This window comes from Acinetobacter seohaensis, from assembly GCF_056431365.1.
Genome location: NZ_JBWKMK010000029.1, coordinates 1 through 24,975 on the forward strand (window position 1 = coordinate 1; position 24,975 = coordinate 24,975).

General features: G+C 41.2%; 25 protein-coding genes and 1 pseudogene. 7 read left to right on the forward strand and 19 right to left on the reverse strand.

Annotation, left to right across the window (positions count from 1 at the left end; all coding sequences use genetic code 11):
• Both AC07E5_RS04360 and AC07E5_RS04365 read left to right on the forward strand, forming a co-directional pair.
• Positions 1 to 111, forward strand: a pseudogene (locus AC07E5_RS04360) (IS701 family transposase); the annotation flags it as partial.
• A gap of 27 nt (positions 112 to 138) precedes the next feature.
• Positions 139 to 384 (forward strand): hypothetical protein, encoded by a 246-nt coding sequence (locus AC07E5_RS04365; RefSeq protein ID WP_498624700.1) that lies wholly within the window; start codon positions 139 to 141, stop codon positions 382 to 384.
• A 305-nt stretch (positions 385 to 689) separates the two neighbouring features.
• Here AC07E5_RS04365 and AC07E5_RS04370 read toward each other — a convergent pair whose 3' ends face one another.
• Positions 690 to 1,172, reverse strand: coding sequence for a hypothetical protein (locus AC07E5_RS04370; protein WP_004973490.1), 483 nt, complete (start codon positions 1,170 to 1,172; stop codon positions 690 to 692).
• A gap of 230 nt (positions 1,173 to 1,402) precedes the next feature.
• Here AC07E5_RS04370 and AC07E5_RS04375 point away from each other — a divergent pair, with 230 nt between their 5' ends.
• Both AC07E5_RS04375 and AC07E5_RS04380 read left to right on the forward strand, forming a co-directional pair.
• Positions 1,403 to 2,836, forward strand: a complete 1,434-nt coding sequence (locus AC07E5_RS04375; RefSeq protein WP_207973578.1) for a GGDEF domain-containing protein — start codon at positions 1,403 to 1,405, stop codon at positions 2,834 to 2,836.
• A 51-nt stretch (positions 2,837 to 2,887) separates the two neighbouring features.
• A complete protein-coding gene (locus AC07E5_RS04380) occupies positions 2,888 to 4,378 on the forward strand; it encodes an amidase (RefSeq protein ID WP_131261947.1) in 1,491 nt (496 codons plus the stop codon).
• 99 nt (positions 4,379 to 4,477) lie between these two features.
• Here the strand turns inward: AC07E5_RS04380 and AC07E5_RS04385 are convergent, their stop codons facing one another.
• The 3 genes from AC07E5_RS04385 to AC07E5_RS04395 form a co-directional block, all read right to left on the reverse strand.
• Entirely contained in the window at positions 4,478 to 5,659 is a 1,182-nt protein-coding gene (locus tag AC07E5_RS04385) for an MFS transporter (protein ID WP_104851996.1), read from the reverse strand.
• Positions 5,660 to 5,937: 278 nt separating this feature from the next.
• Entirely contained in the window at positions 5,938 to 6,948 is a 1,011-nt protein-coding gene (locus tag AC07E5_RS04390; RefSeq protein WP_498624702.1) for a hypothetical protein, read from the reverse strand.
• 11 nt (positions 6,949 to 6,959) lie between these two features.
• Positions 6,960 to 7,475, reverse strand: coding sequence for a Panacea domain-containing protein (locus tag AC07E5_RS04395; RefSeq protein WP_498624704.1), 516 nt, complete (start codon positions 7,473 to 7,475; stop codon positions 6,960 to 6,962).
• A gap of 735 nt (positions 7,476 to 8,210) precedes the next feature.
• On the opposite strand from AC07E5_RS04395, the gene AC07E5_RS04400 reads away from it, so the two are divergent.
• The 3 genes from AC07E5_RS04400 (at position 8,211) to AC07E5_RS04410 (ending at position 10,618) form a co-directional block, all read left to right on the forward strand.
• Positions 8,211 to 8,825, forward strand: a complete 615-nt coding sequence (locus tag AC07E5_RS04400) for a LexA family protein (protein WP_104851998.1) — start codon at positions 8,211 to 8,213, stop codon at positions 8,823 to 8,825.
• Between the two features lie 20 nt (positions 8,826 to 8,845).
• The gene (locus AC07E5_RS04405) at positions 8,846 to 10,144 is read left to right on the forward strand and encodes a Y-family DNA polymerase (RefSeq protein ID WP_498624705.1); all 1,299 of its coding nucleotides are present in this window, start codon (positions 8,846 to 8,848) and stop codon (positions 10,142 to 10,144) included.
• Between the two features lie 93 nt (positions 10,145 to 10,237).
• Complete coding sequence (locus AC07E5_RS04410; RefSeq protein ID WP_291341522.1) at positions 10,238 to 10,618, forward strand: hypothetical protein; 381 nt, start codon at positions 10,238 to 10,240, stop codon at positions 10,616 to 10,618.
• Positions 10,619 to 10,641: 23 nt separating this feature from the next.
• On the opposite strand, the gene AC07E5_RS04415 is transcribed toward AC07E5_RS04410, so the two are convergent.
• The 15 genes from AC07E5_RS04415 to AC07E5_RS04485 all read right to left on the reverse strand — a co-directional run bounded on the left by AC07E5_RS04415 (position 10,642) and on the right by AC07E5_RS04485 (position 24,941).
• A complete protein-coding gene (locus tag AC07E5_RS04415) occupies positions 10,642 to 11,223 on the reverse strand; it encodes an N-acetylmuramidase family protein (RefSeq protein WP_498624706.1) in 582 nt (193 codons plus the stop codon).
• Positions 11,204 to 11,491, reverse strand: a complete 288-nt coding sequence (locus AC07E5_RS04420; RefSeq protein ID WP_498624708.1) for a DUF7940 domain-containing protein — start codon at positions 11,489 to 11,491, stop codon at positions 11,204 to 11,206. Before AC07E5_RS04420 ends, AC07E5_RS04415 begins: the two co-directional genes overlap by 20 nt.
• Positions 11,488 to 11,859: a hypothetical protein gene (locus tag AC07E5_RS04425; protein ID WP_498624963.1), complete on the reverse strand. Its 372-nt coding sequence runs from the start codon at positions 11,857 to 11,859 to the stop codon at positions 11,488 to 11,490. Before AC07E5_RS04425 ends, AC07E5_RS04420 begins: the two co-directional genes overlap by 4 nt.
• A 58-nt stretch (positions 11,860 to 11,917) precedes the next feature.
• Positions 11,918 to 12,148: a hypothetical protein gene (locus tag AC07E5_RS04430; protein ID WP_180061119.1), complete on the reverse strand. Its 231-nt coding sequence runs from the start codon at positions 12,146 to 12,148 to the stop codon at positions 11,918 to 11,920.
• Complete coding sequence (locus tag AC07E5_RS04435) at positions 12,141 to 14,219, reverse strand: hypothetical protein (protein WP_498624710.1); 2,079 nt, start codon at positions 14,217 to 14,219, stop codon at positions 12,141 to 12,143. Before AC07E5_RS04435 ends, AC07E5_RS04430 begins: the two co-directional genes overlap by 8 nt.
• Before the next feature lie 17 nt (positions 14,220 to 14,236).
• The gene (locus AC07E5_RS04440) at positions 14,237 to 14,623 is read right to left on the reverse strand and encodes a hypothetical protein (RefSeq protein ID WP_498624711.1); all 387 of its coding nucleotides are present in this window, start codon (positions 14,621 to 14,623) and stop codon (positions 14,237 to 14,239) included.
• Positions 14,620 to 14,907: a carboxypeptidase regulatory-like domain-containing protein gene (locus AC07E5_RS04445; protein WP_498624713.1), complete on the reverse strand. Its 288-nt coding sequence runs from the start codon at positions 14,905 to 14,907 to the stop codon at positions 14,620 to 14,622. Before AC07E5_RS04445 ends, AC07E5_RS04440 begins: the two co-directional genes overlap by 4 nt.
• Positions 14,907 to 16,169: a hypothetical protein gene (locus tag AC07E5_RS04450; RefSeq protein WP_498624715.1), complete on the reverse strand. Its 1,263-nt coding sequence runs from the start codon at positions 16,167 to 16,169 to the stop codon at positions 14,907 to 14,909. Before AC07E5_RS04450 ends, AC07E5_RS04445 begins: the two co-directional genes overlap by 1 nt.
• 51 nt (positions 16,170 to 16,220) lie before the next feature.
• On the reverse strand, positions 16,221 to 17,837 hold the full coding sequence (locus AC07E5_RS04455; protein ID WP_498624717.1) for a hypothetical protein: 1,617 nt from the start codon (positions 17,835 to 17,837) through the stop codon (positions 16,221 to 16,223).
• 11 nt (positions 17,838 to 17,848) lie between these two features.
• Positions 17,849 to 19,816 carry a hypothetical protein gene (locus AC07E5_RS04460; protein ID WP_498624718.1) on the reverse strand — a complete coding sequence of 656 codons (1,968 nt, stop codon included), beginning with the start codon at positions 19,814 to 19,816 and terminating at the stop codon, positions 17,849 to 17,851.
• Positions 19,816 to 20,217, reverse strand: coding sequence for a hypothetical protein (locus AC07E5_RS04465; protein ID WP_075315823.1), 402 nt, complete (start codon positions 20,215 to 20,217; stop codon positions 19,816 to 19,818). The genes AC07E5_RS04460 and AC07E5_RS04465 overlap by 1 nt, the downstream gene beginning before the upstream one ends.
• A complete protein-coding gene (locus AC07E5_RS04470) occupies positions 20,217 to 23,579 on the reverse strand; it encodes a tape measure protein (RefSeq protein ID WP_498624720.1) in 3,363 nt (1,120 codons plus the stop codon). Before AC07E5_RS04470 ends, AC07E5_RS04465 begins: the two co-directional genes overlap by 1 nt.
• Before the next feature lie 83 nt (positions 23,580 to 23,662).
• Positions 23,663 to 24,241 carry a hypothetical protein gene (locus AC07E5_RS04475; protein WP_498624722.1) on the reverse strand — a complete coding sequence of 193 codons (579 nt, stop codon included), beginning with the start codon at positions 24,239 to 24,241 and terminating at the stop codon, positions 23,663 to 23,665.
• Positions 24,241 to 24,654: a Pmp3 family protein gene (locus AC07E5_RS04480; RefSeq protein WP_498624723.1), complete on the reverse strand. Its 414-nt coding sequence runs from the start codon at positions 24,652 to 24,654 to the stop codon at positions 24,241 to 24,243. The genes AC07E5_RS04475 and AC07E5_RS04480 overlap by 1 nt, the downstream gene beginning before the upstream one ends.
• Positions 24,654 to 24,941, reverse strand: a complete 288-nt coding sequence (locus AC07E5_RS04485) for a hypothetical protein (protein WP_498624725.1) — start codon at positions 24,939 to 24,941, stop codon at positions 24,654 to 24,656. The genes AC07E5_RS04480 and AC07E5_RS04485 overlap by 1 nt, the downstream gene beginning before the upstream one ends.
• Positions 24,942 to 24,975 lie beyond the last annotated feature (34 nt).

The window sequence follows — 24,975 nt, forward strand, 5'->3', positions numbered from 1 at the left end:
GAAAATGTATATCGTTGGCAGAAGAAATTATTTAGACCAGTTATCAAAAACTTCATTGATGACTTTATTCTCGATAAAAATCATCTGCTACCACAGAGAATCTATAAATAATAGTGCGTAAGTCCTAAATATACTTATATGCAACCTAAAAAATTCAAAAGTATGTTTAATGACACGACATATCAATATGGTTTATATACCAACATTGGTTCAAGCAATGCTTTTGGTTATGGCTATGCACAAAACAGTGCCGAAGAATATATGATGGATGCTAACCCAGTTTATCGTAATGCGGGTGTCTTAGTATTTGATCCAAGTGCAAACTTTGCTGTGGGAATGCAACAACGCAGCAGTAGCAAAGATGTCAGCATGATTTTGCAATAAGTGATCAGTAAATATGGACAAAGATTTAAGTTTTGTTCAGCTTAAAAGAACTGATACGAATATTCAATTTACAGTTTTTGCTTTTTTATCAGCCTCCTTCAAGACCTCGTGACTTGAAGGAGTTTTTTTATTCATTCATAGTGAGTTTAATCAGTATAACGATAAACTTCTTTCATAAATCGAAAATGATCATAAGCAATAAGTCGAATTGATAGTGAAAGTCCCTTTTCTTGCGCTATATAGCCGCAAGAGGATGAGGGGTGCGGATTTATGAAAGAACTCTGATAGACGAGATAATGAAAAGTTTAAGGCAGGACGCGGTACAACGTCGCAAAACATTGTTCTGCTTTTTCATTACTACAGAAATTAATGGTGTGCGCATTTTTCCATTTTACAAAATATTGTGAAATGTCCCCTGTTTGGTCTTCCTGATATCCAGAACAATCCACTTCATTATTGTCATATTTAACTTGCAAAATTAAAGCTGGTAACGAATTTGCAGGGTCTTGTGAAGGTTGATAATCATATACACCTGCAGACCATTCTTGACCGCTTTTAATCACCACATCGCTATTACTTTTAAAGTTGTAATATTCAATACATTTACGATTATTTGGGATTTGCATGCCCCACAGCCCCACAATTTCTGGACGGGTCACCACACGAAATTTATTGGTCGTTTCTGCTGCTACTGGCGTTAACTTGGCTGAATCTATTGTTGTATTTTCATTCGCAATCGCGCAGACAGAACATAAGCTTAAAACTGTGGTTAGATATATTTTTTTCATACATTTATTTAAAGATATAAACCGTTTAGACAACTTAGCATATTTTTAATCCAAATCTGCAAGCATAAACATAAGACAACAATTTTATTTAACGAAAATGTGACTTAGTTTACATTTAATCGACTTTGTAGGTAATGGTTATTTGATATGATCGCCTTTCTGTTGTGAACGTCACACTCATTCAAGTTTTTTTCTTAATTATCAACCCATTGCAAAAGTGAGTTTAGTACTTGCAAAACTTTAGCATACCGCAAACTATATCTTCGACTCAAAAGCAAATATTTGCCTTTGGACTGCTAGCCGTTGTGGTATTTTTTTCTTGTTTATTGGGTATTTTTACTCGCCCACTTAGCTACTTTTCTTTTTTTTGGCCAAGCAACGCCCTCTTGTTGGGGCTACTCATTCGCTTTCCATCTTTAAAAAGTTTTGGTGGAATTTTGGGTGCTTTTTTTGGCTATATGGGCGCCGATTTGGTCACAGACAATACTTTCCTGATGACGCTAGGTTTAACGCTTTCCAACTTTGTAGCTGTTTTTAGTGGGTTGTTTTTCTTTAATTTTGCCCGCGCTAAACTTCCAGCGAGCAATAATAATGTGTCAGAGCTATATCCACATATTATTGCTGTAACTTTAGGCTGTTTCTTTGGGGCTTTATTTGCCATTCTTCTGCTGCCAAATTTGCCGCACACCTTTATGTTAAAAGAAAATCGTTGGATTGATTTTTTTACTTGGTGGTCTGGTGAAATTTTAAATGCGGTAATTGTCTTACCTTTAATTTTGGCTGCCCCAGGCTGGTCTAAATTCAAAAAACTTATAAATAATCAATATGCTAAAGAAACTCAAATTCAGGATATCTTGCCCTTTTTTGCATTACTGATCTCTATCGCCTGCACCCATATTTTCTATGGGCCAGGCGCACTATTATATCCATTGGCTGCGTTAATTTGGGCAGCTGCCAGCTATCAACTTTTCAATTTGGCACTGATTAATAGCTTGGTCTGTTTAACTCTGTATCACAGCGTCACAGGCTTGTTTATAGATCAAGTGAATTCGAGTTATTTAACCACCATTATTTCTATTCGTGTGGGTTTAATTATTTTAGGTCTTGCCACGTTAATTTTATGTGTGATTAGCCAAAACCGAAATCAGTTGTATAGAGAAGTATTGTATTTGGCAAATCATGACAGTTTAACCGAAACACTGAACCGCCGTAGTTTTACTCAGTTAAGTGAAAAAGCTTTAAAGCATAAAAACAATCATTCATTGTCTTTAATTATGTTAGATATCGACGATTTTAAAAAAATGAATGATCAATATGGGCATTATGTCGGTGACCGTGCTTTGCAACATCTCTCTAACATCGTTAAAAGCAATTTACGTGATCACGATTTATTTTGTCGCATTGGTGGTGAAGAGTTCATTATTTTGCTGAACAATAATAACTTAAATAAAACTCAACGCATTGCAGAACGTATTCGTATGTGTATTGAACATCAAGCGTTAAATTTAGAAAACCTTGAACCCATTCATTTTACAGTAAGCATGGGCGTGTCACATACACACTTACCCACCAATCTCCCTTTACAAGATTTAATTATTCAGGCAGATCAGGCGCTATATCAGGCAAAAATGCAAGGTCGTAATCGGGTCATTCTTGCTTCTTAAACAAAAATAGCATACAACATCAATTTGACAATACAGATTTTCAGGATTGAAATGAAACTTGCAGAATACCTCCAATATGATGCTTTAGGCTTGGCAGAGCTCGTTGCCAAAAAGGATGTTCAGGCCTCAGAATTATTAGATATTGCGTTACAACGTGCTGAACAAACCAATCCACAATTAAATGCCATTATTATTCCTATGCATGAACATGCACGGCAGCGCACACAAACAAAATTAACAGGCCCATTTGCAGGTGTGCCCTTTTTAGTCAAAGACTTATTTCAACAATATGCAGGCTATCCGACTTCATTTGGTTGTCAGGGTTTAAAACGTGCGCATCATCTTGCAGAACAAAATGCAGAAATTGTAAATCGTTGGGAAAATAGCGGAATCGTTACCTTTGGACGTACCAACACGCCTGAATTTGGGATTAAAGGGATAACCGAGCCAGATGCTTGGGGTGCATGTAAAAATCCATGGAATTTGAAACACAATAGTGGTGGTTCTTCTGGTGGTTCTGCGTCTGCAGTTGCGGCAGGTATTGTGCCGATTGCAGGGGCAAGTGATGGCGGTGGTTCAATTCGTATTCCTGCGTCTTACTGTGGTTTGTTTGGTTTAAAACCAAGTCGTGGACGCACCCCGTGGGGGCCACAACTCAGTGAAGCCATGCATGGTGCAGCGATGCAACATATTTTAAGTAAAAGTGTACGTGACAGTGCGGCAATGCTCGATGCAACGCATGGCGCAGATGGTCATTCACTTTTCAAAATTGAAGCTCCTGAACGCAGTTATTTAGATGCAATTCAGCAAGCGCCAAAAAAATTAAGAATCGCATATTCGACCCAATCTCCGATTGGTACAGCTGTTTCACAAGATGCCATCAATGCCATTCAAAAAACCGTACAGCTTTTAGAATCTTTAGGGCATGAAGTGGTTGAAGACCGTCCTGCTATTGATGGCATGCAATTGGCCAAAGATTTCATTACCACATGGTTTAGCCAATTTGCTTATTTAATTGCTGAAATTCAAACTCGCCTGCCAAATCATTCCGATAATTTTGAGCTAGACTCTTTGGCTTTGGCTGCCTTTGGCGCAAAAACCACGTCAGTAGATTACATTCGCAATTTGAATAATTGGGGGGTATATGTCGCACAAATGAATCAATTCTTTGAGCGTTATGATTTATACCTCATTCCTGCAACAGCTTCAGTTGCACCGAAAAATGGCGAAGTTAAAACTCCTGCATGGCAAAAACCAATTTTAAAAACACTATTACATGCAGGTAAAGCACATTGGTTAGCGCAAGGTAAATTGGTCGATCGCATTGTCAAAGAAAACCTAAAATGGGTGCCATTTACTCAACTTGCCAATATTACTGGGCTGCCTGCAATGTCTGTGCCATTGTATTGGAATAAAGATAACTTACCATTGGGTTCGCAGTTTATTGCGCCTTTTGCACGTGAAGATGTGCTTTTACAACTGGCTGCACAACTTGAAACGGCTCAACCGTGGTGGCATCAATACGCTAAAATCCGTATTTAATGTAGCAATCAATTAGTAAGAAGCAAGCAAACTATACCCATCCAACTTTGCTTGCTTCTATTTTTGATAAAAGAACGGTATCACTGCAAAATCACCAATCTAGGCTTTGGTATCACTCGACATTGACTGCGATTCTAATTGCTTTGGCAATCCCCAAATAAAACACAGACCAACGAGTGTAGATAATCCTGCAAAAATAAAAATCCATTCGCCTGAAACAATATCCCAATAATGCCCTGCCAAAATACTCCCCAGTGCAACACCTAAACCCCACATGGTACTGTAAAGTGCTTGCCCACGACCTTGTTGCCCTGCAGAAAAGTTTTGAAAAATCACCCGCATGGCAATGATATGAAATAATCCAAAACTAAAGGCATGGATGCTTTGTGCAAAAAAATGTGCAAAAAATATGGATGGAAATAAACCAACTATCACCCAACGTAAGCCTGTTAAAATTAAACATACGGCAACCAGTGAACGCCAAGACCAACGCTTTAAAAACAAACTCGCATAGGCAAACATAATGATTTCAGCAACCACCCCGACAGACCACAATAAACCGATCTGACTTGTGCTAAATCCTGCCTGACTTAAAAAATTACTATAAAAACTATAAAATGGTGCATGCGAAAACAGTAAAATCAATTCAATTATAAAAAATGAATAGACTACTGGGCGCTTTAAAATAGGCAATAAGGGTTCAAGTTGTTTTTGTGCAATGGGTGCGGAGCTTGGTTCTTGAATACTGAATGACCATAGAAATGCCAGTAAAGAAATACTGAGTAGCAACATCGGTAACATGGAGATTGGTATAATTTCTAAAATAGCACCTATGCCAAAAACCCCGACAATAAAACCTATAGAACCCCATTTACGCACTTTGCCATAGAGTTCTGCACGTTTCTCGCCCAACCAAAACAAAGTCACGCCTTCAAATTGTGCCAAAATTGCATTTTGAAAAAAGCTAAAAATCAGCATAAGTAATGCAACAGACTGAAAGCTATTCGGAACAATAAAAATCAGTAACCAAATGCTGGCTTCCATCCAAGTTGCGATGCGTACCAAAAGCATCCGTTTGCCTGATTTATCTGCAATCCATCCCCAAATAAAAGGCGCGAAAAATCGAGTTAAAATGGCAATGGAAGATAAAACACCAATTTCCTGATAATTAAAGCCCTGATCTTCTAAGTACAGGCTCCAAAAAGGCAAAAACGTCCCAACAATTGCATAGTAAAAAAAGTAGAATCCACTTAGTTTGTGTCGAATTGGAATAGGTTGCATTAGCTTGCATATCCCTGTATTTTCAATAACTTAAAATATTCAAAGGTTGCATAGCATTGCATAAGTTTGTCCTTGATTGCAGTTCAACTGTCTACAAATCAGTCTACAAACTTTAAAAAAATATTTTTCCTAATTTTTTGTAGACCGCAGCATAAGACACAGATGTTCTTAATTTTATGATTAAATTTGATGAAAGGCACGTTGCATTAAGTGGGGTGATGGATTGATGGGGTTCTTAGGTGGTTTATGTCGCACTTCAAGTGTTACTCTGCCTACTATCAATTCTCCGTTTTTTCCTCTTTATTTTCTTCCCTTGCATCCTCTTTAATCTTATTGGTTACAGTTAGTTTTTTAACTTCTGTTGTCTCAACAGTTTCTGACGGTTTTTTATTATTAGGCTCTACACTTGGTGGCGTGGCAGCAACTATTTTAGTGGTAGTTTCATTAGTAACGGTAAATAAATTCTCCTTATTTACGTTGTACATACCAACCAAACTTATTATTAAAATTACCAGGAATGAAGAAACCGACTTGCTATAAAAATCCCATGATAAAGGATTGTACAAACGACACTTATCAGTGTTTTGTACACCATCATTTTTATTCTGGGTCTCTAATGCCATTTTTAAGTTACTCATTGAGTTAATCCATTTAACCAACATATTCAATAATGTCAGTAAACAGATCATCAACAGTGAAATAATAAAGGTTAAATACGGCCACCTAGAATTTACTTCTAATAGTTTTACAGTGGAGCCAATTAGGTTCACTCCACCAAAGAGCGTAAAAATAATTGAAGCAAATATACCCAGAATAGTCACAAAATTTGTAACCATCCCACTAGACATATCTTTTGCTTTTTTAGCTTGTTTTCTCGCAAACTCAGCCTGTTTTTGAGCAATATCTGCTACTCTTTTTGCCTCTTTTGCGGAGCTGAGCATAAAATTCTTTTGAATTAAGGCGAGCTCAATGTGTAAAGCAAATTTTTCATAACAAGCAATTGCATGTTCTAGTTTGGTGCTTAAATTATATAAACCAAACGTATTCTTAATTTCTTCAGTTACAGTTGTTATAAACCCATTAAATGTATCTGATTTAATTTCACTTAATTGATCGTTAAAAACTAAGACTGAAATATCTTTATAAGGTAGGTTATAAAATGTTTCGTCAGCAGCCTTTGTTACATAAACATCTACTAACAAACTAAACATTGCAGCAGTTTCTTCAACAACTGCTTTCCTATTAAATTCATCTGGTCTTAAATGCCTTTCTACAAAGGCATTCAGCACGTGATTTGTACTCATTTATCATTAATCGTCTTTGCGGACATTAATTCAGGATCTGAATAAGTAAGTTCAATGCCTTTCATGATTTCTGACTCAAAGGCCTTCCATGCCTCCTCGTCATGTGTGCGCTCGACAAGGTCAAAAGCTTTCCAAGGTAAATAATGCTTTATAACAGGCTCTGCGACAGACTTAAACTCGGTGTCCTCATTTAATATACGAGCATCAAAATCCTTACGAGAAAAACCCATTTCACCCATTTCTAAGATTGCTTTTGGTTTGGCAATATGATGGAAACCTGAAGATTTGAACTCGTGATAAACATCTTTAACCACTGGTCCATACTGCCATTTTTGAAAATCTTCACTAAATAATCGCTTTCCAGATTTTTTAAAATACTCGGAAGCAATATAATATAAAATCTTTTGCAGTTTTAATGGACTCAGTGAGTAAATAGATACATTATTCGGTTCATGGTTTGCATACCAAACAATATAGTTAGCAACATCCATCGCAGTATATTTATTATTCATATTCACCTCCCAAATTAACACTCAAATCAACAAAACCCAGATCGAAAAATCTAAGGCTTAACATTGTCGGAATTCAGTGAAGGTGTGCATAATATTTCCAAAATCAATATTTTATAGTCAAAAAAAGACAGATTGGAACTTGTTGTTCGTCATACTGCCTGTCGCTGTATTTAATAACATATACCGCAAATATGCAATACTGTGGAACATAATTGTTTCACAGACCACATTATGGTCAACCTTAACACTACGTTTTTTTACTCGAAAACCCCTTTGAATGCTGTGCTTTGCACAATATTCCAACTACCTAGCCACCAAAAGGCTATCAAAAAAACTTAGACAGCCTTTGTGGAACTCTTCGTTAAAATTTATTTCAGGGTCGTCTTTTTCATCGTCGCAATTATCTGCTGAGGGTAAGTCATTGTACTTGGCATATAGATACCCATTACATAGCTCGGTGCGGTATTCATGCCCACACTCAGGGTCTATTCTTCGGGTCTCTTCTGCTTTAAGTGTGAGTAAAGTGCCAGCGATAAGCAAAGCAAGAATGGCTAAAACCAAGTGACCTAGGTTCATTTTAATTTTCCGATTTTATTATTATTGCTTTCAATAATTTATCAACCAACTTTCGTTTGTTCAAAATAATTCAGACAAACACTACTTGAAAGCCTGATCTATTTATAGCTATTCTATGTGTGCAAACTTCAAACACGCCATGTAGCGTAGGAGCACATAATGTCAAAAAAACTGCCGATTTATTTCTCGGATGACGCTTGGTCATCACTTCAACAAATTATGGGTCCTGAGGGTAAACCTAGCCCTACAATCAATGCAATACTTGAACAAATCACGCTGCTTGATCGTCATGGTTTTACGCAAGTGTCACCACGTACACACGTAAGCATACCAATTGCATCCGAATCCATTCCTGCAGGTTTCCCATCCCCTGCCCAAGACTACATTGATAAAAGCATCGACCTAAACGAGCACCTTATTTCAAATGCTAATGCTACGTTTTTAAATACGATACGTACGACATCAATGGTCAATGCTGGGCTTGAATATGGCGATGTAGTCATTGTTGACCGTAGTAAAGAAGCCAAACACCGCAGCATTGTGGTTGCACTAATCGACCAAAAAGACCTGACCATTAAGCGCTTGATGATTACCGCCCAGATGTCAAAAGCCGAGTTGATTGAGCATTTTGGTGAAGACTACGACCCTGCCACTTTGCCTGAGGCATGGCTCAAGGCAGAAAGCCCTGACTATGACAGCATTTACCTGAAAGATGGGCAAACGTTTGAAGTTGTCGCGGTTGTGACTTGGAACTTAAAAAACCTGTCTGTCTAAAACAATAAGAAGAATAAATCATGAAAAACGCAAATCGTGTATTTGCGCTCATTGACGTGAATAACTGTTACGTCAGCTGTGAGCGTGTATTCAATCCATCACTTAATAATCAGCCCGTTATTGTTTTATCAAACAATGATGGCTGTGCGGTCGCTCGTAGCCAAGAAGCCAAAGACTTAGGCATCAAAATGGGTGTGCCTGTATTTCAGATCAAAGACATTATTCACCACAATAATGTCCAAGTATTGTCTAGCAACTATGCTTTATATGCTGAAATGTCCCGTCGCTTTCATTCGATACTGTCTGAATTTGTGGGACCTGGTGAACAAGAAATATATTCTATAGATGAAAGCTTTCTTGAGTTGACTGCATACACTAATAAGTTTGACCTAAGTGACTACGCGCAGCAGATGCGTGAGCGCATTTGGAAATGGCTGGGATTGCCTGTCTGCGTTGGTATTGGCAGAACAAAGACCGAAGCCAAAATTGCAAACCATATTGCCAAAAAAAATGCCCAGTTCAAAGGTGTATGCGATTTGGTGAGCATGGATCTAATAAATAAGGAGCAGCTTTTTGGCACAATCGATGTGTCAGAAGTTTGGGGCGTTGGGCGTAAACACGCAAAAAGACTGAATGATATGAATATCAATACAGTACATGACCTTGCGTGCACTGACCCGCGCAAAATTAAAAAACTATTCTCGATTGTTATGGCTAGAACAGTGGCAGAGCTGCAAGGCATTTCATGCATTGAAATTGAGCATACCCCACCGAGTAAGAAACAGATCGTGGCCAGCCGCTCATTCGGCACAAAAGTCACAGACATAAATGACTTAAGAGAAGCAATTTCGATGTATGCCCAGGATGCATGTTCACGCTTAAGAAAAGAAAATCTGTTGTGTGGATGCATCACGGCTTTTGTACAAACAAATCCCTTTGATACAAATGTGCCATTCTACAGCAACGCACATACCTCAACATTTTCACAGCCCACTGACTGCGTGCTTGATCTTGTTGATAGAGCTGTGCGGATGCTAAACATGCTATATAGAAAGGATATGAAATTTAAGAAATGCGGAGTTGTTTTGACGTGCCTTGAGCCGAAGTCATCACATATTTATGACTTGCTCACTGACATGGAAGAATTGCAGAAAAAGGAAAGTTTGATGCAGGCTTTGGAAGGAGTTCAGAAGAAATTCGGCAAAAAGAAAATAGCTGCAGGTAGCGGCTTTCTGCCTGACCGTAACTGGTCAATGAGCCGTGATAAGCTAAGCAGAAATCCGTTTAAGTGGGATGAGCTGCTTGAGATTAAGCTCTAAATGTCATTTGCTTGGGGGTGCCGTATTCCATTTATTCATCAACAATGATTTAACTTTGTTTTTTAAAAATATTAATTTTAAAGGTAATAAATAATGATTCAGAATTTTAATGCAAACACTCAATATAAAGATTATGTGGGTAGTGTGGCTGCTGATGATGCAGACACATCCACGCTACGCTCGTCGTTAAAAAAATATTTTGATATCGATAAAGATGAAGTGATTATTGGTATAAAAACAACTGCTAATTATCATGGACGTTCTAATGATATTGAGAACTTTACCGTAACGATTCATGTGCTCAGCGACATGAATCAATTGGAAAAGTTAAAGAGTGGCGAGGCAGTAAGCGTTAACGAATACCAGAAGAATATATCTATCCAAGAATATTTTAAATTTTTTAAGCGTTTGGAGTTTACACTTTCAATTAAAGGTGAATTTGAAAATGCTAAATATGAAGTGATAAATAGCTAATACCTTTAGAGAACAGCCCGCACTTAGCGGGCTTTTTTATACGCATTACCAAGCTTCACATCATAAGAATTCTTTGCGTACGCAGGGCCATTGTAGCCACGCGCAAATGCTCGCCAATCTTTATTTTTGAGTGCATTAATCAGCTTGTTCGTCACAATGTAGCGGCACATCGCATCAAGCTGTGATGCTTCATCATGGTACATGGCATTGATGAAATTTTGCAGAGTCGGATAGCCTAAAGCTTTCCAGTGATAACCCATCACTTGCCCGATTCCCCAACTTGCCGACTCTAAAGCTGACTCACGATGATATTGAGCAGCTGCATTCAAACGTCCGTGCTGTGCAGAGTATAAGCCATAGTTGCCCATGGTTTTATTGCACAGATCAGGACGTTCTCGCATAGCCTTGTCTGCTGTTGCTGCTTTACCATTTGCAATTAGTCGCTGCCGAAATACATGGCGCTCAAATAGAATGACTGGTGTGCCGTCGGCATTAAACCCACTGCCCTTGCACTCAACTTCAATCACAGCTTTTAGTGCCGCAACTTCGATACCGAGTCCTAGTGCCTGTGCTTGAATCTGAGCTTCAGTTAGTTTTTTGCTCATCATTATCTCCGTGCAATTCAGGCTGATATTTCAAGCGTGAAAAAACACTTAAAACATTGTTTAAAAAGCCAAGCCATAACACCCACGAATGCGGTAATAGCTCTTTAACTTCCTGTGGTACTGCTGCCCAAACTTGTGGAAAGTTAGAACCAAATAGCCATAACAATTCAAAAGCCGCGTACATCAAGACGTAAAAAAATGCCCATAAGGCGCCTACTTGTACTGACTTGAGTTTCCATGCTTGTTTCCAATCATTAATTAATTTCACTTGTTGCCACCCCCTACAATCGCAATAAATGCCGCTTTCACCTCGGCGATTACTTCTGCAAGCGACTTCCCGTGCATGAGCGCAATTGATTGGTAAATAATGCCGATTGCCAGTAAGCCAAACACAGCAAAAATCAACATCACAAAGCCTTGTGCCATGTGTGAGTAATTGTTTAATTCGTAGTATTCAATGAATGCAGCACCGCCATACAAACTGACCGATACACTAAATAAGAACTTGCCGATGACTCCAAGCGTGACTTGGATTTTCCCTTCTTTATCGATGTCCCCACTCAATACAAGAGCAAGGATTGCCCCCACAACTGCTGGAACTAATTTAATGACCCACGGTAACGTGTTTTCTTGCATTGTCTTTTCTCCAGACATAAAAAAACGCCCTTTCGGACGCTTGCTTCAATTTAAATTTTTACACTTCAATCTGTACTACATCACCGCTTGCCGCCAAGCGTTTAATCTCCCCATCTGAAATAAAAACCGTTGACCCAACGCTATAGCGGGTCGTACTGGTACACATTACCAATCCCGACCCATCCACAACTAAAACTTTATAATTCGGATGATTTTCATGCGTGATTTGCCCCACAAATTCAGGCGCCTTAGGCATTAAATCAATCAATCGCTGCAGTGCATTACTCACGATTCACACGCTCCACTTTGACAGTTTGGTTCACCTTTGCATGGCTGAATGACACGCTGACACTTTCAACAATGCCCCACCACTCGGCACTAAATGCAAGAACTTCACCAGGTGCACATTCACCTACTTCCGCAGAAATCGGCATAGTCAATGTGTGTGTTTCCACCATGCCTGCTTTGGCTAGTTTGGCTTTACCGAATGCGCCCATGCTGACCACATCAAATAAAGGATTGTTTTCAGGTGGCAATAGCACGTCTGCTGCTGTGCCTGTGCGTTTAACTTGCGCTTGCTTGCCTGTTCTATCGTTTGTTAGTGTGATGCCGTTGTAATCGGGATAAAGCTCATAGTCTGTGGACTGGCTTGTAACGAGTGAATCAGGCACTAAACGGTCATAATCATCAACTGTGAGCGCATCCCAAAATGTCTTTTTATAAAGCGGTTTAATTGAAAGTGTATTGCTACCCTTTTCGCTATAAATAAAACCACCGCCACTTTCTGCAATCAACTTAATCGCAGCGATTGGCGCAAGGTTGGAATAACTTAAACTGTTGTTGGCCACGATCCAGCCTAGATCATCAATCAATTGCCAATTCAGCACGGTATCGCTAAAAACACGGTCTAACTCTGCCTGTGCAAGTTGTACCGATGTGCGCTCGTTTTCCTGCAGGAATGAACGTAAAGGCGCATACGGCGCATCAAGTAAAGCGGTTTGACTGCGACCTGTAAGCACATAAGTGATATTGCCGAACTTACGTGAGCGTGTACGGTTCTCAAGCAGCATGTGATGCTCATGCCCATTGACCACACTTTTAAGAATTACAGGCTGTCCATTGATTGGCTCTAGCTTGGCAATTTCAGTATGCGGCACGGTTAAGCTATACGACCACGCCCAACTACTACGGTCAGTACGATAGTTGCCGTCATACACTAAAATTTCTGCACCATTATCAAGCCGTGTCACAGATAAACTATTCAAGATATACCACCAATTTTTATTCGGAATTGCGGGAATACAGTCATCAACCCCAAAGTTTAAAATGACGTTATGCGCATCAACTTCATGGCATAAACAAACGAAATTTAAATCGCCTGTACCTTCATATTGCGGTAATTCAGGTTGTGGCCATGGCTGAATTGGATGCTTACGATAATGAATCGCCTTGGCTTTTTCCCAAGCCAAATCATCAGTCGTGACAAGCTCTAAACCCTTATCCCACTCAAATGTGAAATGCTTTTCAAAGACGTGAGCAACTTCATGCGCATAAGTGACCGTGCGACGCTTACGAATCATCTCATGCCAATCTGTGACTCGATTGATACGCAGCTTTAGCGTTTCATCAAATAAGTAGCTTTGATGAATGAATCGCTTGTCACCTGTTTGCCAAACTAAATACGCATCAGTCTGCAGGCCAGTAGCTTTCTCATGTTCAATTCTGACGGCTTGTGCGAGTGAATTTGAACGATCAAAACCAGCCATAGCTTGCTGACTCAGCACTAAGCCCTGGTCATAAAAAAGAGCCTCATTTGAGACTCTTAAAATTGGTTTTGCCCATGGTATCGCTGTGACACTTAATGCAGCGATAGCCTTTTGATAACTGGCATCAAACGCATAAGACACCCCGACAATATGATTAATGTCAAATACCGCATCAATTTCAAATTGGAAGGCTGTATCTAATACCGTATCAATGGTGCACAGGTTTTCAGCAAAAGAGGCTTCGATCTCAAAGCTAAAACTGGTATCCAGAACAGTATCAATCTGCCCGATGACATCAATATTGTCTTTAAAGACTGCGACAACATCAAAGCTGAATTCGGTATCCAGTACCGTGTCTATGACTGCAGTATTGACACCACTGTCGGCATAAATTGCAGTGACTTCAAAACTAAAATCAGTCTCTAAAACCGTGTCAATAGCTGCGGATACATCATCCCCAAAGTTGAGATTAGTCGAGCCGTCGGCTAGATGCTCAAAATTGAGAATGATGTTGTGGCTGTCGGTATTTTCAGGCTTAAAGTTTAGGTTTAGATTATGCGCATCAACGGTGCCGAGCTTATTTTTAAAATCCACATGAGCACTCTTTTCAGTTACGGTCTAAGTTTGATGGACTGGATAAACAGTGTGCCGCCCAAAGCCAAATTGGTATTTGCCAGCGATATATCAGTACCCACGGTTAAATCCGCTGCTACCTCGCCTGCACCATTAAAAATACGCGCCCATGTAGCTGTGCCAGTCTTAATAACGGAGCCTGTATCAGTCGGATGAAATTCAACATAGGTGGCTGTAGTTTCTTTAATGCATGGTTCAGGAAATACCAACGTCACCAAAGCATTATTGGAATCCGCTGCAACGGCAGTATTTGCAGGCTGCACACCTTCATAAAAAATAACGGTAGCACTTTGGCTACCGCTATCCATAAATTCTGAAAAGGCTTGAATCATGGCAAGCCGAGCATTGACTGATGTTTTACTCATTTTGGCACCACGTTATCTTGAATGACTGCGTTGAATTGAGAGGCTGGATGATGTGCAACAACAAAAAAAATTGAATGTAGCAAATGATCAAATTCATAGTTACCATTCTGATCAGTTGTAATATCTCTAACAATCCGACCTGTCAATTTATTAAACAACCTAACACGGCATGGAATATTATTACCAACTTCTTTAATTTGGCCTTTTATGCTCAATCCTTTTTGATAAACAACAGGATTTACATCTACAGGTTGCATTGAAAATAACTCAATATTCGTCAGCATTAAATCACCCTTATTAAAATTTGACCTATGCTTGCTGATGAGCCTGATGCCACATCAAGAGCAATATAAGACTGCTCACCATAATCAATAAAATTGTAATTAGTGTACGGGCGTTTCTGAAATAGCCATTTCATTAAGGGCAACTTCCCCCTCAAGCTACCATCAGTGACAAACACATCAGCGCAAGGAATTTGGTTGGCATTTGACGGTGTATCAATCCAATCACCTTCACCAGAGTAATCAACTGAATTTGTGCCTAGCTTGATTGATATTGCTTTTGCTGAAAATACTGGAATCATTTGCTGAAGGTGATTTCTCTGTAGCGCAAGACTTGCAATTGAGTTTGCGAGAGGTGTATTCGATGCGCGACTCATGGATACATTTGCCGCAATATTCATCAATGTTGATGATAAAAATGTATTACTGATATCTGCTGGAATCAAGCTCTCAAACGCTCCAAACCCATACACGAGCTTACTGTTATCCGATGTTGTCATCCCGCACAAAATATAAAATACATCTTTAGTGCCTATAAGAATGAAAGGTCGGCTGCCAGCTGATGGGGGAGTGCTATCACCCGCATTAGCCGCATTTGCTGTCGTATTTCTCGCATAATACCACCTTGCCCAGCCATTGATTACCGTTGTACCACTCCCTGTTGCCACCCAGTTTTTATCAGGATTTACTGCATCAAATGGAGTTTGCACGCCAAGCATCGTATCAATATCAGTCATATCTTCTACAATACCGACCTTTGCATATTTGGCATAAGTTGCTGTGTATGCAGGGTCTAATTCATCCACTACACGCAAAAATGGACGGCTTGGCAGAAGTAGATTTAAAGAGCGGTATGCTGCCTTACCGCCGCCATTCGGATTACTGCTTGAGAACGGTTTCTCCCAACCTAGTGGGGGTAATGACGCACTAATTGTACCTGTTGCAGTGGATACGCTCGGTGCTGCAGCTAACTCAAATGTGAGCGAACTTGAGTCTGGAATCGTTAAAATACGATGCTCACCATTAAATTCTGGCTGGTTAGCACCCGTAATTTTAATCACTTGGTACTGCATTAAATTATGTGCAGCACCGAATGTTGCTGTTACCGTACTCCCTACAGCTGTAAGTGAATTTACAGCTCCAATCTGGATGCCATCAATCAAACATGCATCCAACACATTAATCATTGAGCCGTAGGCATTTTGCAGTTGCGGCGCATTATTGTTGGTATGCACATAAAACTTAATATTTGTACTTGCGACCATCTCGATTTCCCATAAAAAAGACCGCATAAGCGGTCATATTTGATTTAACTTTTAAACAACGCGGTCAATGTCACCACGCAGCATGATCTGGAATTGATCTGACATAACAGTTGGTTCAGATTGCTTCACTGTACGAATCACCCAGACTGGAAAATTTGCAGCCACAGTATTGAAGCGCAAAACATTACCGCTTGCCCAACCTGCGCCCCAACCTTCTTTCTTCACTGTGAAATATGGCAAGCCAGTCACAGGGTTAATTGGAGCAAAGTCAGCATTTACGCTACCTGTGCCAATTTGCCCCGAATATTCACCAACACAACGGAAATTCGTGTTATCCGTAAAAATCAAAGCCCAGCGCTCCTGAATTGCGCCCTTATTGGTAACAGTAATTGGATACAATGCATCGTTGTAGTTGGCTGAAATGCCCGCGCCAGTTGCCTCATCTGCCCATGCGTTATTCCATGTTTGCTGCACAAATTTACGTGTGTAGCGCGATTGCATATCACCAATCACCAAGGCTGAACCCACAATCGTATCTGCTGCATCGTAGTTATGAGTCAAAGGCTTGGTAAAGGTCAGCTGCCCGCTGATCTGCACATCACGAATTAAACCCATGTCCTGATAACGATACTTGGCCACAATTGGCGCAACCAAAGTATTCAGAGAAAAATCACCGTTTAGCGTCACTTTGCCATAGTCATAATCGACCACATACATATCAAACGGCACTTTGGTACCTTGGCTATCTTCTAGCTCACACCACGAAATACGCTGGTCGTTTAAATCATAGGTTTGCCCTGCAATATGGCTTAGCAATTCCTGTGTTTTGCTTGAGCTAACAATGCCAATATCACCAACTCGGAAAATAGGTACACGACCATCTAGCGGCAGACGTGTTGCAGACAAACCTAGAATTTCAGAATCAAGCGGGATGTAGGTATAGGCAATTGCGTTATAACGCACCGATGAACCATCAATCCAAACTGGCACGTTAATGTAGGTTTTGCCTGCTTCCTCGTATTCCATGCGGGCGTCATACCAATCTTTGGCAATAATCTCAGCGCGATTGGCTTCTGTAATTTCGGTTTTATCGTAGAAGTAAATATCCACAAAACCTGTAATGTGATTGATCTTGCCGTGTGCAAGGCTTGTTTCAATCACACCGTTTTCGTCAGTGGTCAGTGTCAATTGACCATGCTCTAACGATGCCACAACCACAGTCAAAGACTGTGGGCGTATTGGAATCACAGGTGTTCTGAAGCTGACTTGGTTCATCGGTGGCAAGTCAGTTGTAGTCGTCAGTGAGTCCAAGTGGACTGTGTTGTCACCATTTGGTGTCCATGACTCAATTTGAACTTGCCCTGTGCCGTACTGAATCGAACCTGATGCAATACCGCTATTATTTGACGGGTCTACATTGCGATAAAGCTGCCCATCACGATCTAAGAAAGTATCAGCGCCCACTCTAAAACGTGCTGAGCCTGTCAGAATCTGTTCGTCATAACCCGATGACAGGTCGAGCCGCAACTTATCAGCCACAGCAATGGTGCTACTTTGGTTTACGCCTGAGCTATCTCGGTATTTCACTGAAATAGATGTTTCGTTATAAGCCCGAAATTCTTGTGTTGTGCCATTAATTCGGGATGTAACTGGAGAATAAAAAGACATTTAGACCACCTTTATGCAGACGCATAAGTTGCTGTATATCGTGCCTCATACACATAGTTAAATGTCTTGTACGAAGCTGTTGGTGTCACAATGCATTGACCAGTGTTGTAATCAATCGTGCCTTGAATATCGCCTGCATCGTTAATTAAATTACCCATATTGCCGCCTGTTGGGTCGTCTTTAAGATGCACAATCAGCGTATTTAGACCTGACTGATCTGTCACAGGAATATCTAAAGCCACGCTACTTGGCTGAATGTTTGAACCTGTACCAATGGTAAACGTCAGTTGTTGGTTGCCATCGGGTATCGCTGACTTAGACTGGTCGAGTTGTGGACCATAGCTATACGTGATGTTGAATTGCGTATTTTTCTGCGGCAATTTATTCGGAATAATTCGACCTGTGCCTAATGCGTAGTTGATATATCCCGATGCATCACCTGTAAACAAGCCTTTTGCATTGCTAGATGCTGTTTTGGTTTCACCTTCTAACACCCAAGTCACAGTTATTCCCGAAGCAATACCCGTGTGCCCAAGATCAAAATCAAAGCCTGCTTTCTCTACAGGCAACCCTGCTCGCACGAAAGTTGCAATCGGTGTACCCCAGTGTGCCAAAATTGGCGTATCAACATCAGGCAAAGCACCTGTGGTCAGCAAAAATGAACCCGTTTCGTAGTTAATCATGCCTGAGCCAAAGGAGCTGTGAACACCTTTTAGCTGACCCGATCCATCGTCTTTTAACTCATAAAACTTGCCTTGAGACATATACGAAAGTGACAAACTACCAGGCGCAGGAATCGGAATTAAAACGCCCGTCCAGTTGGAACTTTGGCTATTTTGCGTCACAGGAATGGCATAGCTTTGGAAATACTGTTTTGGTGCAGCAGCAGGTTTAAATGTAATTGCTAAGGTGGTTGAGCCAGTACCCGCTGCAGAAGTCCATTGAATCAAGCCACGCTGATAATCAATCGTGCCGACTTGTGTGCCTTGGCTGTTTTTAAGCAAGCCACCTTGGTCACTCACAGGCTGACCAAACAGGGTAAACGCAATGCTTGAGGGCATTACGCTCGAACCTAAATACAAGTTTTGACTTTCGCCCACGGTAGTTGGGAAGTTTGCAGTAATGCTGCCATCATTACCAGGCACCAAAATAACGCTCTCACCTGCAGCATTCACATCAATAATCGGGGTTTCAGTCTGTGCAGATGGAATCAACTGTGTGAACATGCTAGACGCATTCACAGTGAACTCACCGACTTGCGCATCCGATGCCAGTTTGACCGATGCACAATATTCACCTGTATCTGCAACCAATGATTCACGAATGATGGTTTTTGATGCCTGCCCGTCGTACCACTGCCGAGCTGTCAGGCCGACAAAATCACGCTCAAGCGGGTCATTAATCGTGTACGTGGCAATCTTGTATTCCACGTTTTTATTATCAACCACCATAATCGCAATGCGTGTTTCAACTTTCGTGATACGCACATATTGCTCAAATTCAAGCGCCTTGCCTTCGTCACTGACTAGAACAATGGTATCGCCAACGCTAGACTCAGCCTCTTGCGGAAACATGGCTACTTGCAACTGCTTCATGCCTTGCCAGTGCGTATCCAGTGGTGTGCCTGCAATCTGCCCACCTTTAGCCAAGTAATTTTCTACACGGTTTTGGGCGCTACGGCGTTCATCTGTCCAGTTTTTTGTACTGAATAGTAAAGCCGATACGTTTGGATCCTGCGGGTTTTCAGAGATGAATACCGTTGCACCCATCAATGAATCTGTATCTTCAGTGATGACTGCTGGAAAGATTTTACGCATAGACACATCGCCCATGGTTCGATCCATTTCTGACACGTCATTGAACAGGTTATTACTTTGACCATCAATGATGACCTGACCTGAATATTTACCGCCACCATCGTCTGTGTCGGTCAAACGCTCTGATTTATAGAGCACCAAGTCTTTTGTTTCAATTGCCATTATTCGCTCCAAAATCTTAGCGTTAAACGCATCATTTCATCTGAACTGGTTGCTGGTGAACCCCATACGCTGACCGCTTCTAGTGCTGTATCTTGATGATTAAAAATCACATCAAATTGTCGATTGTCATGTGGCCATTCAAACTGCAAGCGGAATTTTTCGCTTAAAGCCGACCATTCCTGTAGCTTGCGCACATCACTTAACTTTGCCCAACCACGGTTGCTGTCGGGCGTTAAAGTGATAGGTCGAGCACCAACTTTGATGCCTTCCTGAATAATGGCCGCACCACTTATGGCACGCTCCACGGTTTGCTCTTTTGGCTTCCATTCAAATTCATCAGACCATAAAAAACCGTCTTCTAATGAGACGGTTTCGGATGTCGCTAAGCGTATTAATTTCATCACATTGCCTTTTTCAGCATTTCAAATTCACGCAAGATGCTTTCCATCGTGTCTCCATCTTCCTGCGAGCCTTGCATTTCAAAGCGTTTGCCGCCTGATACAAACTCAAAGCGCACGTTTTTGGTTGGTGCATCATTCTGCAGATCGCGGATTTTTGGTTCAGAAATATTAGGTGCATAATCATTGATTTTAGGCGTGTTGCCCGTACTTCTCACATCAAGATTACGAAGTAATTCATTGATCTTGTTTGTACCGTGCTGTGTGGTTAAGCCTTTCGCTGCAGCGTTATTAAATTCTTGCTCGATGAGTTTATTCATCGCCAAGTTACCGCCTTTGCCGTATGCAGCAAATTTGGCATCACGATCTGTAGCCATGGCTTGTGACCAGATTGACCCCGCCAATTTCTTGGCTTGATCTTCACTGTATCCCATGCTTTTAATCTGAGAAATTACATCGTTCTTGCTCATGGATTGATAGCCTGAGATAGCCGCGCTTAAACCTTTGGATTGGCGTTTCATTTCAGCATCCCATTTCTGAGCCGCTTCCTGAGATGCCTTATTCCATGCGATTTGCGCTGCATTGGCTTCTTCGCGTGCAATCTGCCCTGCTTCACGATAACCATCACCAATACGGCGTGCTGATTCACGTACGCGGTGGTTGGCTTCGGTTAATTCATCCATCGCTTTAACAGAGGCTTTGCCTGTTTCGTCGATCTCGACGCGAAGGTCACGACCTGCACCCGCAGCATTAGCCGATGCAATCACCGCTTGATCACCTGATAGGGCAGCCGCTTGCGCTGCTTTCTCATAAGCCTTTTGAATGCCTTCTGCCGTAGCCTGACCACTATCACGGATAGTGATGTAATCCATCAATGCCTGTTGCGCAGAAAGCTTAAGATTCTCTTTGGTCTCAATCCCTAATCGCTTAAAAGCAGCCGTTACAGGATCAATATCATCTGGCAAGCCTTGCGCTTGATTCTTAATTGCAATCAAGCCTTGTTCAACTTGCGAAGTTGATAGCTTGCCTTGTTCACCAAACTGCTCAAGCTTGGCTTTAGCCATGTCAATTTCAGCTTGGCTTTTAGCTGTTTCTAGCCATTTAAGCCATGCCTCATAGGTTACACTTCCAGCTTTCTCGCCTGTAACACCTAAATCCTCAAGACCAGCAGTAAAGTTGTTTAACTGCCCCTCTGATTCTTTGAATTTGGCTGAAACGCGGTTGAGTGAAACGTCTAAATCCAAACCCAGTGCTGCTGCGGCTTTACGCGCCTTGTCTGCCATATTGGCATTTCTTTCAGCACCTTCAGCAGCCGCGTCCCAAGCTTCGACACTGACCTTGCCAGCCTCATTCATTGTGACGATGTAACCTTTCGTCATCAGATCGGCTTGCATGGTGCCATCCATTGCACCGCCATTGGCTTTAATGGCGGCTTCGGCGTAATCCTGAACGGCTTTTAGCTTTTCTTGCTCGGTTGCTTTCCTGCCATCAGCTTCGGCGGTTTGATCTGCTAAAAGTTTTTCAAGCTTAGCTTTGGATGACGCAACCGACTCAGCATCTTTTTCAGTTTGGGTTTTACTAATTTCCTCAATCGCAGCTATGCTTTTAGATTTAAAACCTTGTGCATCCCTATCCGCTTCTGCATAGTATTCTTTAGCCTTTTGCTTCATTAAATCAGCATTGGCTGCAAACTGTTTGCTTAAGTCACCCCAAGTCAAGGCAGCAAGTACGCTATTTGCTGCGCCTGCTAAATCGAAGAAAGCGCCAGTTAAGAGATTGACCCCGATTTTAATGCCTGACGCCGCGTCAGAAATGACGCCGAACGCTACTGAAAGACCTTGAAGCACACGTTCTAAAAAGCTGACTTGTTCGCCTGCTTCTGTAACTTCACCAGTCAGTGATGACAAAACCGATAATGCTGCTGATAAGCCTGTCCCTAAAACATCCGAAACAGTTTTGCCCAATTCAGCCAACGTCACCACAACGTCTTTAATGGCATCGTATGCACTGCTTAAAGCATTTTTAAGGCTTACCCATACAGATGGATCGATTTTTTTAAGTTGGTCGCCAACCCAAACAAAACCATCGCCCAAATCATCAATAAGGGCTTCAACAATCCCCATATTGTCAGCAATCACAACAAGCCATTCAGCTACAGTTGCGCTAGCACCATTCGCTTGATCCATTGTGCCAATCAGAATTTGCCAACTTGTTTGGATGCGCTGTAAAGCATTACCAATAGTTGTTGGGAATTGGTCATAAGTCGATTGGACTTGTGCGGCTTGGCTTTGCAGCGCCTTTGCTACACGCTCGGAAGTTAGCTCTCCATTTTCAGCCATTTTTCGGAGTTCACCTGTAGTGACTCCCAAGCCTTTAGCTAGCGCCTCGGCTAAGCCATAGCCGTTTTCCATGATTGAGTTAAATTCTTCACCACGCAAAACACCGCCTTGCATGGCTTGAATAAACTGAGTAATTGCTGCTTCACTGGCTTGAGCAGAACCACCACCAATCTGAATTGCTTGTGTAACTGTCTTGGTTAGGTCTAACGCTTGTTGTTGCGTCATACCCATTTCTTTACCGACTGCATCAATACGGGTAAATAGGTCACCAGTCGCTTGCAGACTCGAGTTTGTAGCCAAAGCAACTTGATGCACGCCCGCCATTGCAGACTCAAAGTTACCACCATCTTTGGTGGCAATCTGAATGCGTGCAGAAAGTCCAGTGTATGCGTCAGCGGCTTCTGCTAATTCACGCAAGCCAAGCCCAACACCTAATGCAGCCATAGCACCAACAAGTGCATTAACTGCAAACTTAGCGCCATCTAAGCCTTTTTTAGCCGATGTTGCTGCTGAGTCTGTTTCTTTAAGTTGAGTGTTTGCTCTGCCGACTTCTGCCTGAAAGTCGTTAAATGCTTGGTCAGCCTGTTGAACTTCTTTTTCAAGTTGATCTACTTGGCGTTGTGCAACTTCAATGTCTGCAGGTGACGCATTGGAATTAGAAAACTCTTGCAGTTTTTGTTTAGCACTTGTTAAGTCGGCTTTTAATAAATCTAAAGCCTTGTGTGATTTGTTGCCAAAATCTGTGAAGTTGTCTGCAGTAGATTTTGCGTTTTCGCCTGCATTTTTAATAATCTCTGTGGCACTGGATAATGATTTGGTTAAGCCTGCAGCTAACTCACTCGTGCCTTTTGGGATGATATTTCCAAGCTCTTTTGCTGCTTCTGCCGAGCTTTGTTTTAACTTATCAGACTCGGTTTTAATTGCTTCAAATACTGACTTTGCGACACTTTCAGATTGTTTTACACCGCTAACAAAACCTTTGCTGTCAGCGTCCAAGATAAGTTTAAAAGTTAAATTTTTTGACATGCTGACCTCAAATTTTTGGCATTAAAAAACCCACCGAAGTGGGTTTGTAAACAACAATGTGGCGTTCTAGCTACTGCATTTAATCAGCAGTAATCAATTAGGGTATTCGCATTCTGCTGATAGCTCTTACTCAAAGACATAAAACCACTCGATAGAATTTCGTTTTTGTGCATGAAATTCAAAAAGCCATCAATCGCAAAATCATAGGATTTCAATAACTCTTTTTTTAATCTATCTTCACAGTACGTCATGGTTTGTTTTTCAGAAAGCTTTCTGCGGATTTCCTGCAGGTCCTTAACTGGCTGAGATAAAGCTATACGGGATGTGGCTCCTGCTACATTTAAAGCATCCACCCATCTTGCAGCTAAGTCTGCGTAAAACTCCCTGTCTTTCTGTGACATTTTTTCTGATTCTACAATTTGTTTTGCATCCAAATAGTCCATTGAATACTTTTCTTGCAGCCCCTTAATCAATAAATCGGTTTCAGCTTTTTTTAATTTAGCCTGCTGCTCTTTAATAATCTCAGCTTTTTCAGCATCAACTTTCTGCTGATGCACAATTTCAGCCTGTTTTAGGCGCTCCGCATCTGCCTTATTGCTTTGATGCATAAAATAAAAGACAATAGCCATAACTGCTATCGCGGCTAATATACCGTATTTCATTATTCCACCATGCTTCCACAATGCTTGCATTTACGCGCATCAAATCTAATTAATTCCATGCAATCGGGGCAATTCTTCTCCTCTACGCCATTTTCATCTAGCTGCATCCTTTTACCCGCATTGTAGGAAAATACGTCATGAGCTACAGGTGCTGTTTTCCCTTTTGACACAATAGGTTGTGTAAAATCCACTTCATTAACCTTAGGCTGCGATTGTCTAGGTGTTGGCACATAGAGTCGCACACCATGACTTCCACAGGCGCTACAGACCTTTCCACCCGATCTTCGCCAAATCTCATAAATAATACCTGGCAGAAGACCTATAAATAATAAAATGATAGTTATAGCAAAACTGCCTTTCGTCTTGGGCTGACCAACATGCCCACATGCTATACATTCAACTGTTTGAGCCATCACTCACGCTCCCAACCAATGCTATAGACTTTCCCATCTACAACAGTGATTTCGTAGCGCGCGTTATTCATACGGTATGTGTAAGTTGTGGCTTTGTGCGACCAACCTTTACGGTCTTGGATTACATGGCGATATGATGAATCAGGATTGCCCAAGGCTTCCATCATGCGACTCTGTGAATGCCCCACTTCAACAATCATCGTACTGCCACGCACAGCATTGGTATACTCCAAAGCAAATACAGATGATGACGCTAATAACATTGTTGCAATTAATATCTTTTTCATAAAGTTACCCTCATAACTTACATAAGAATAACAA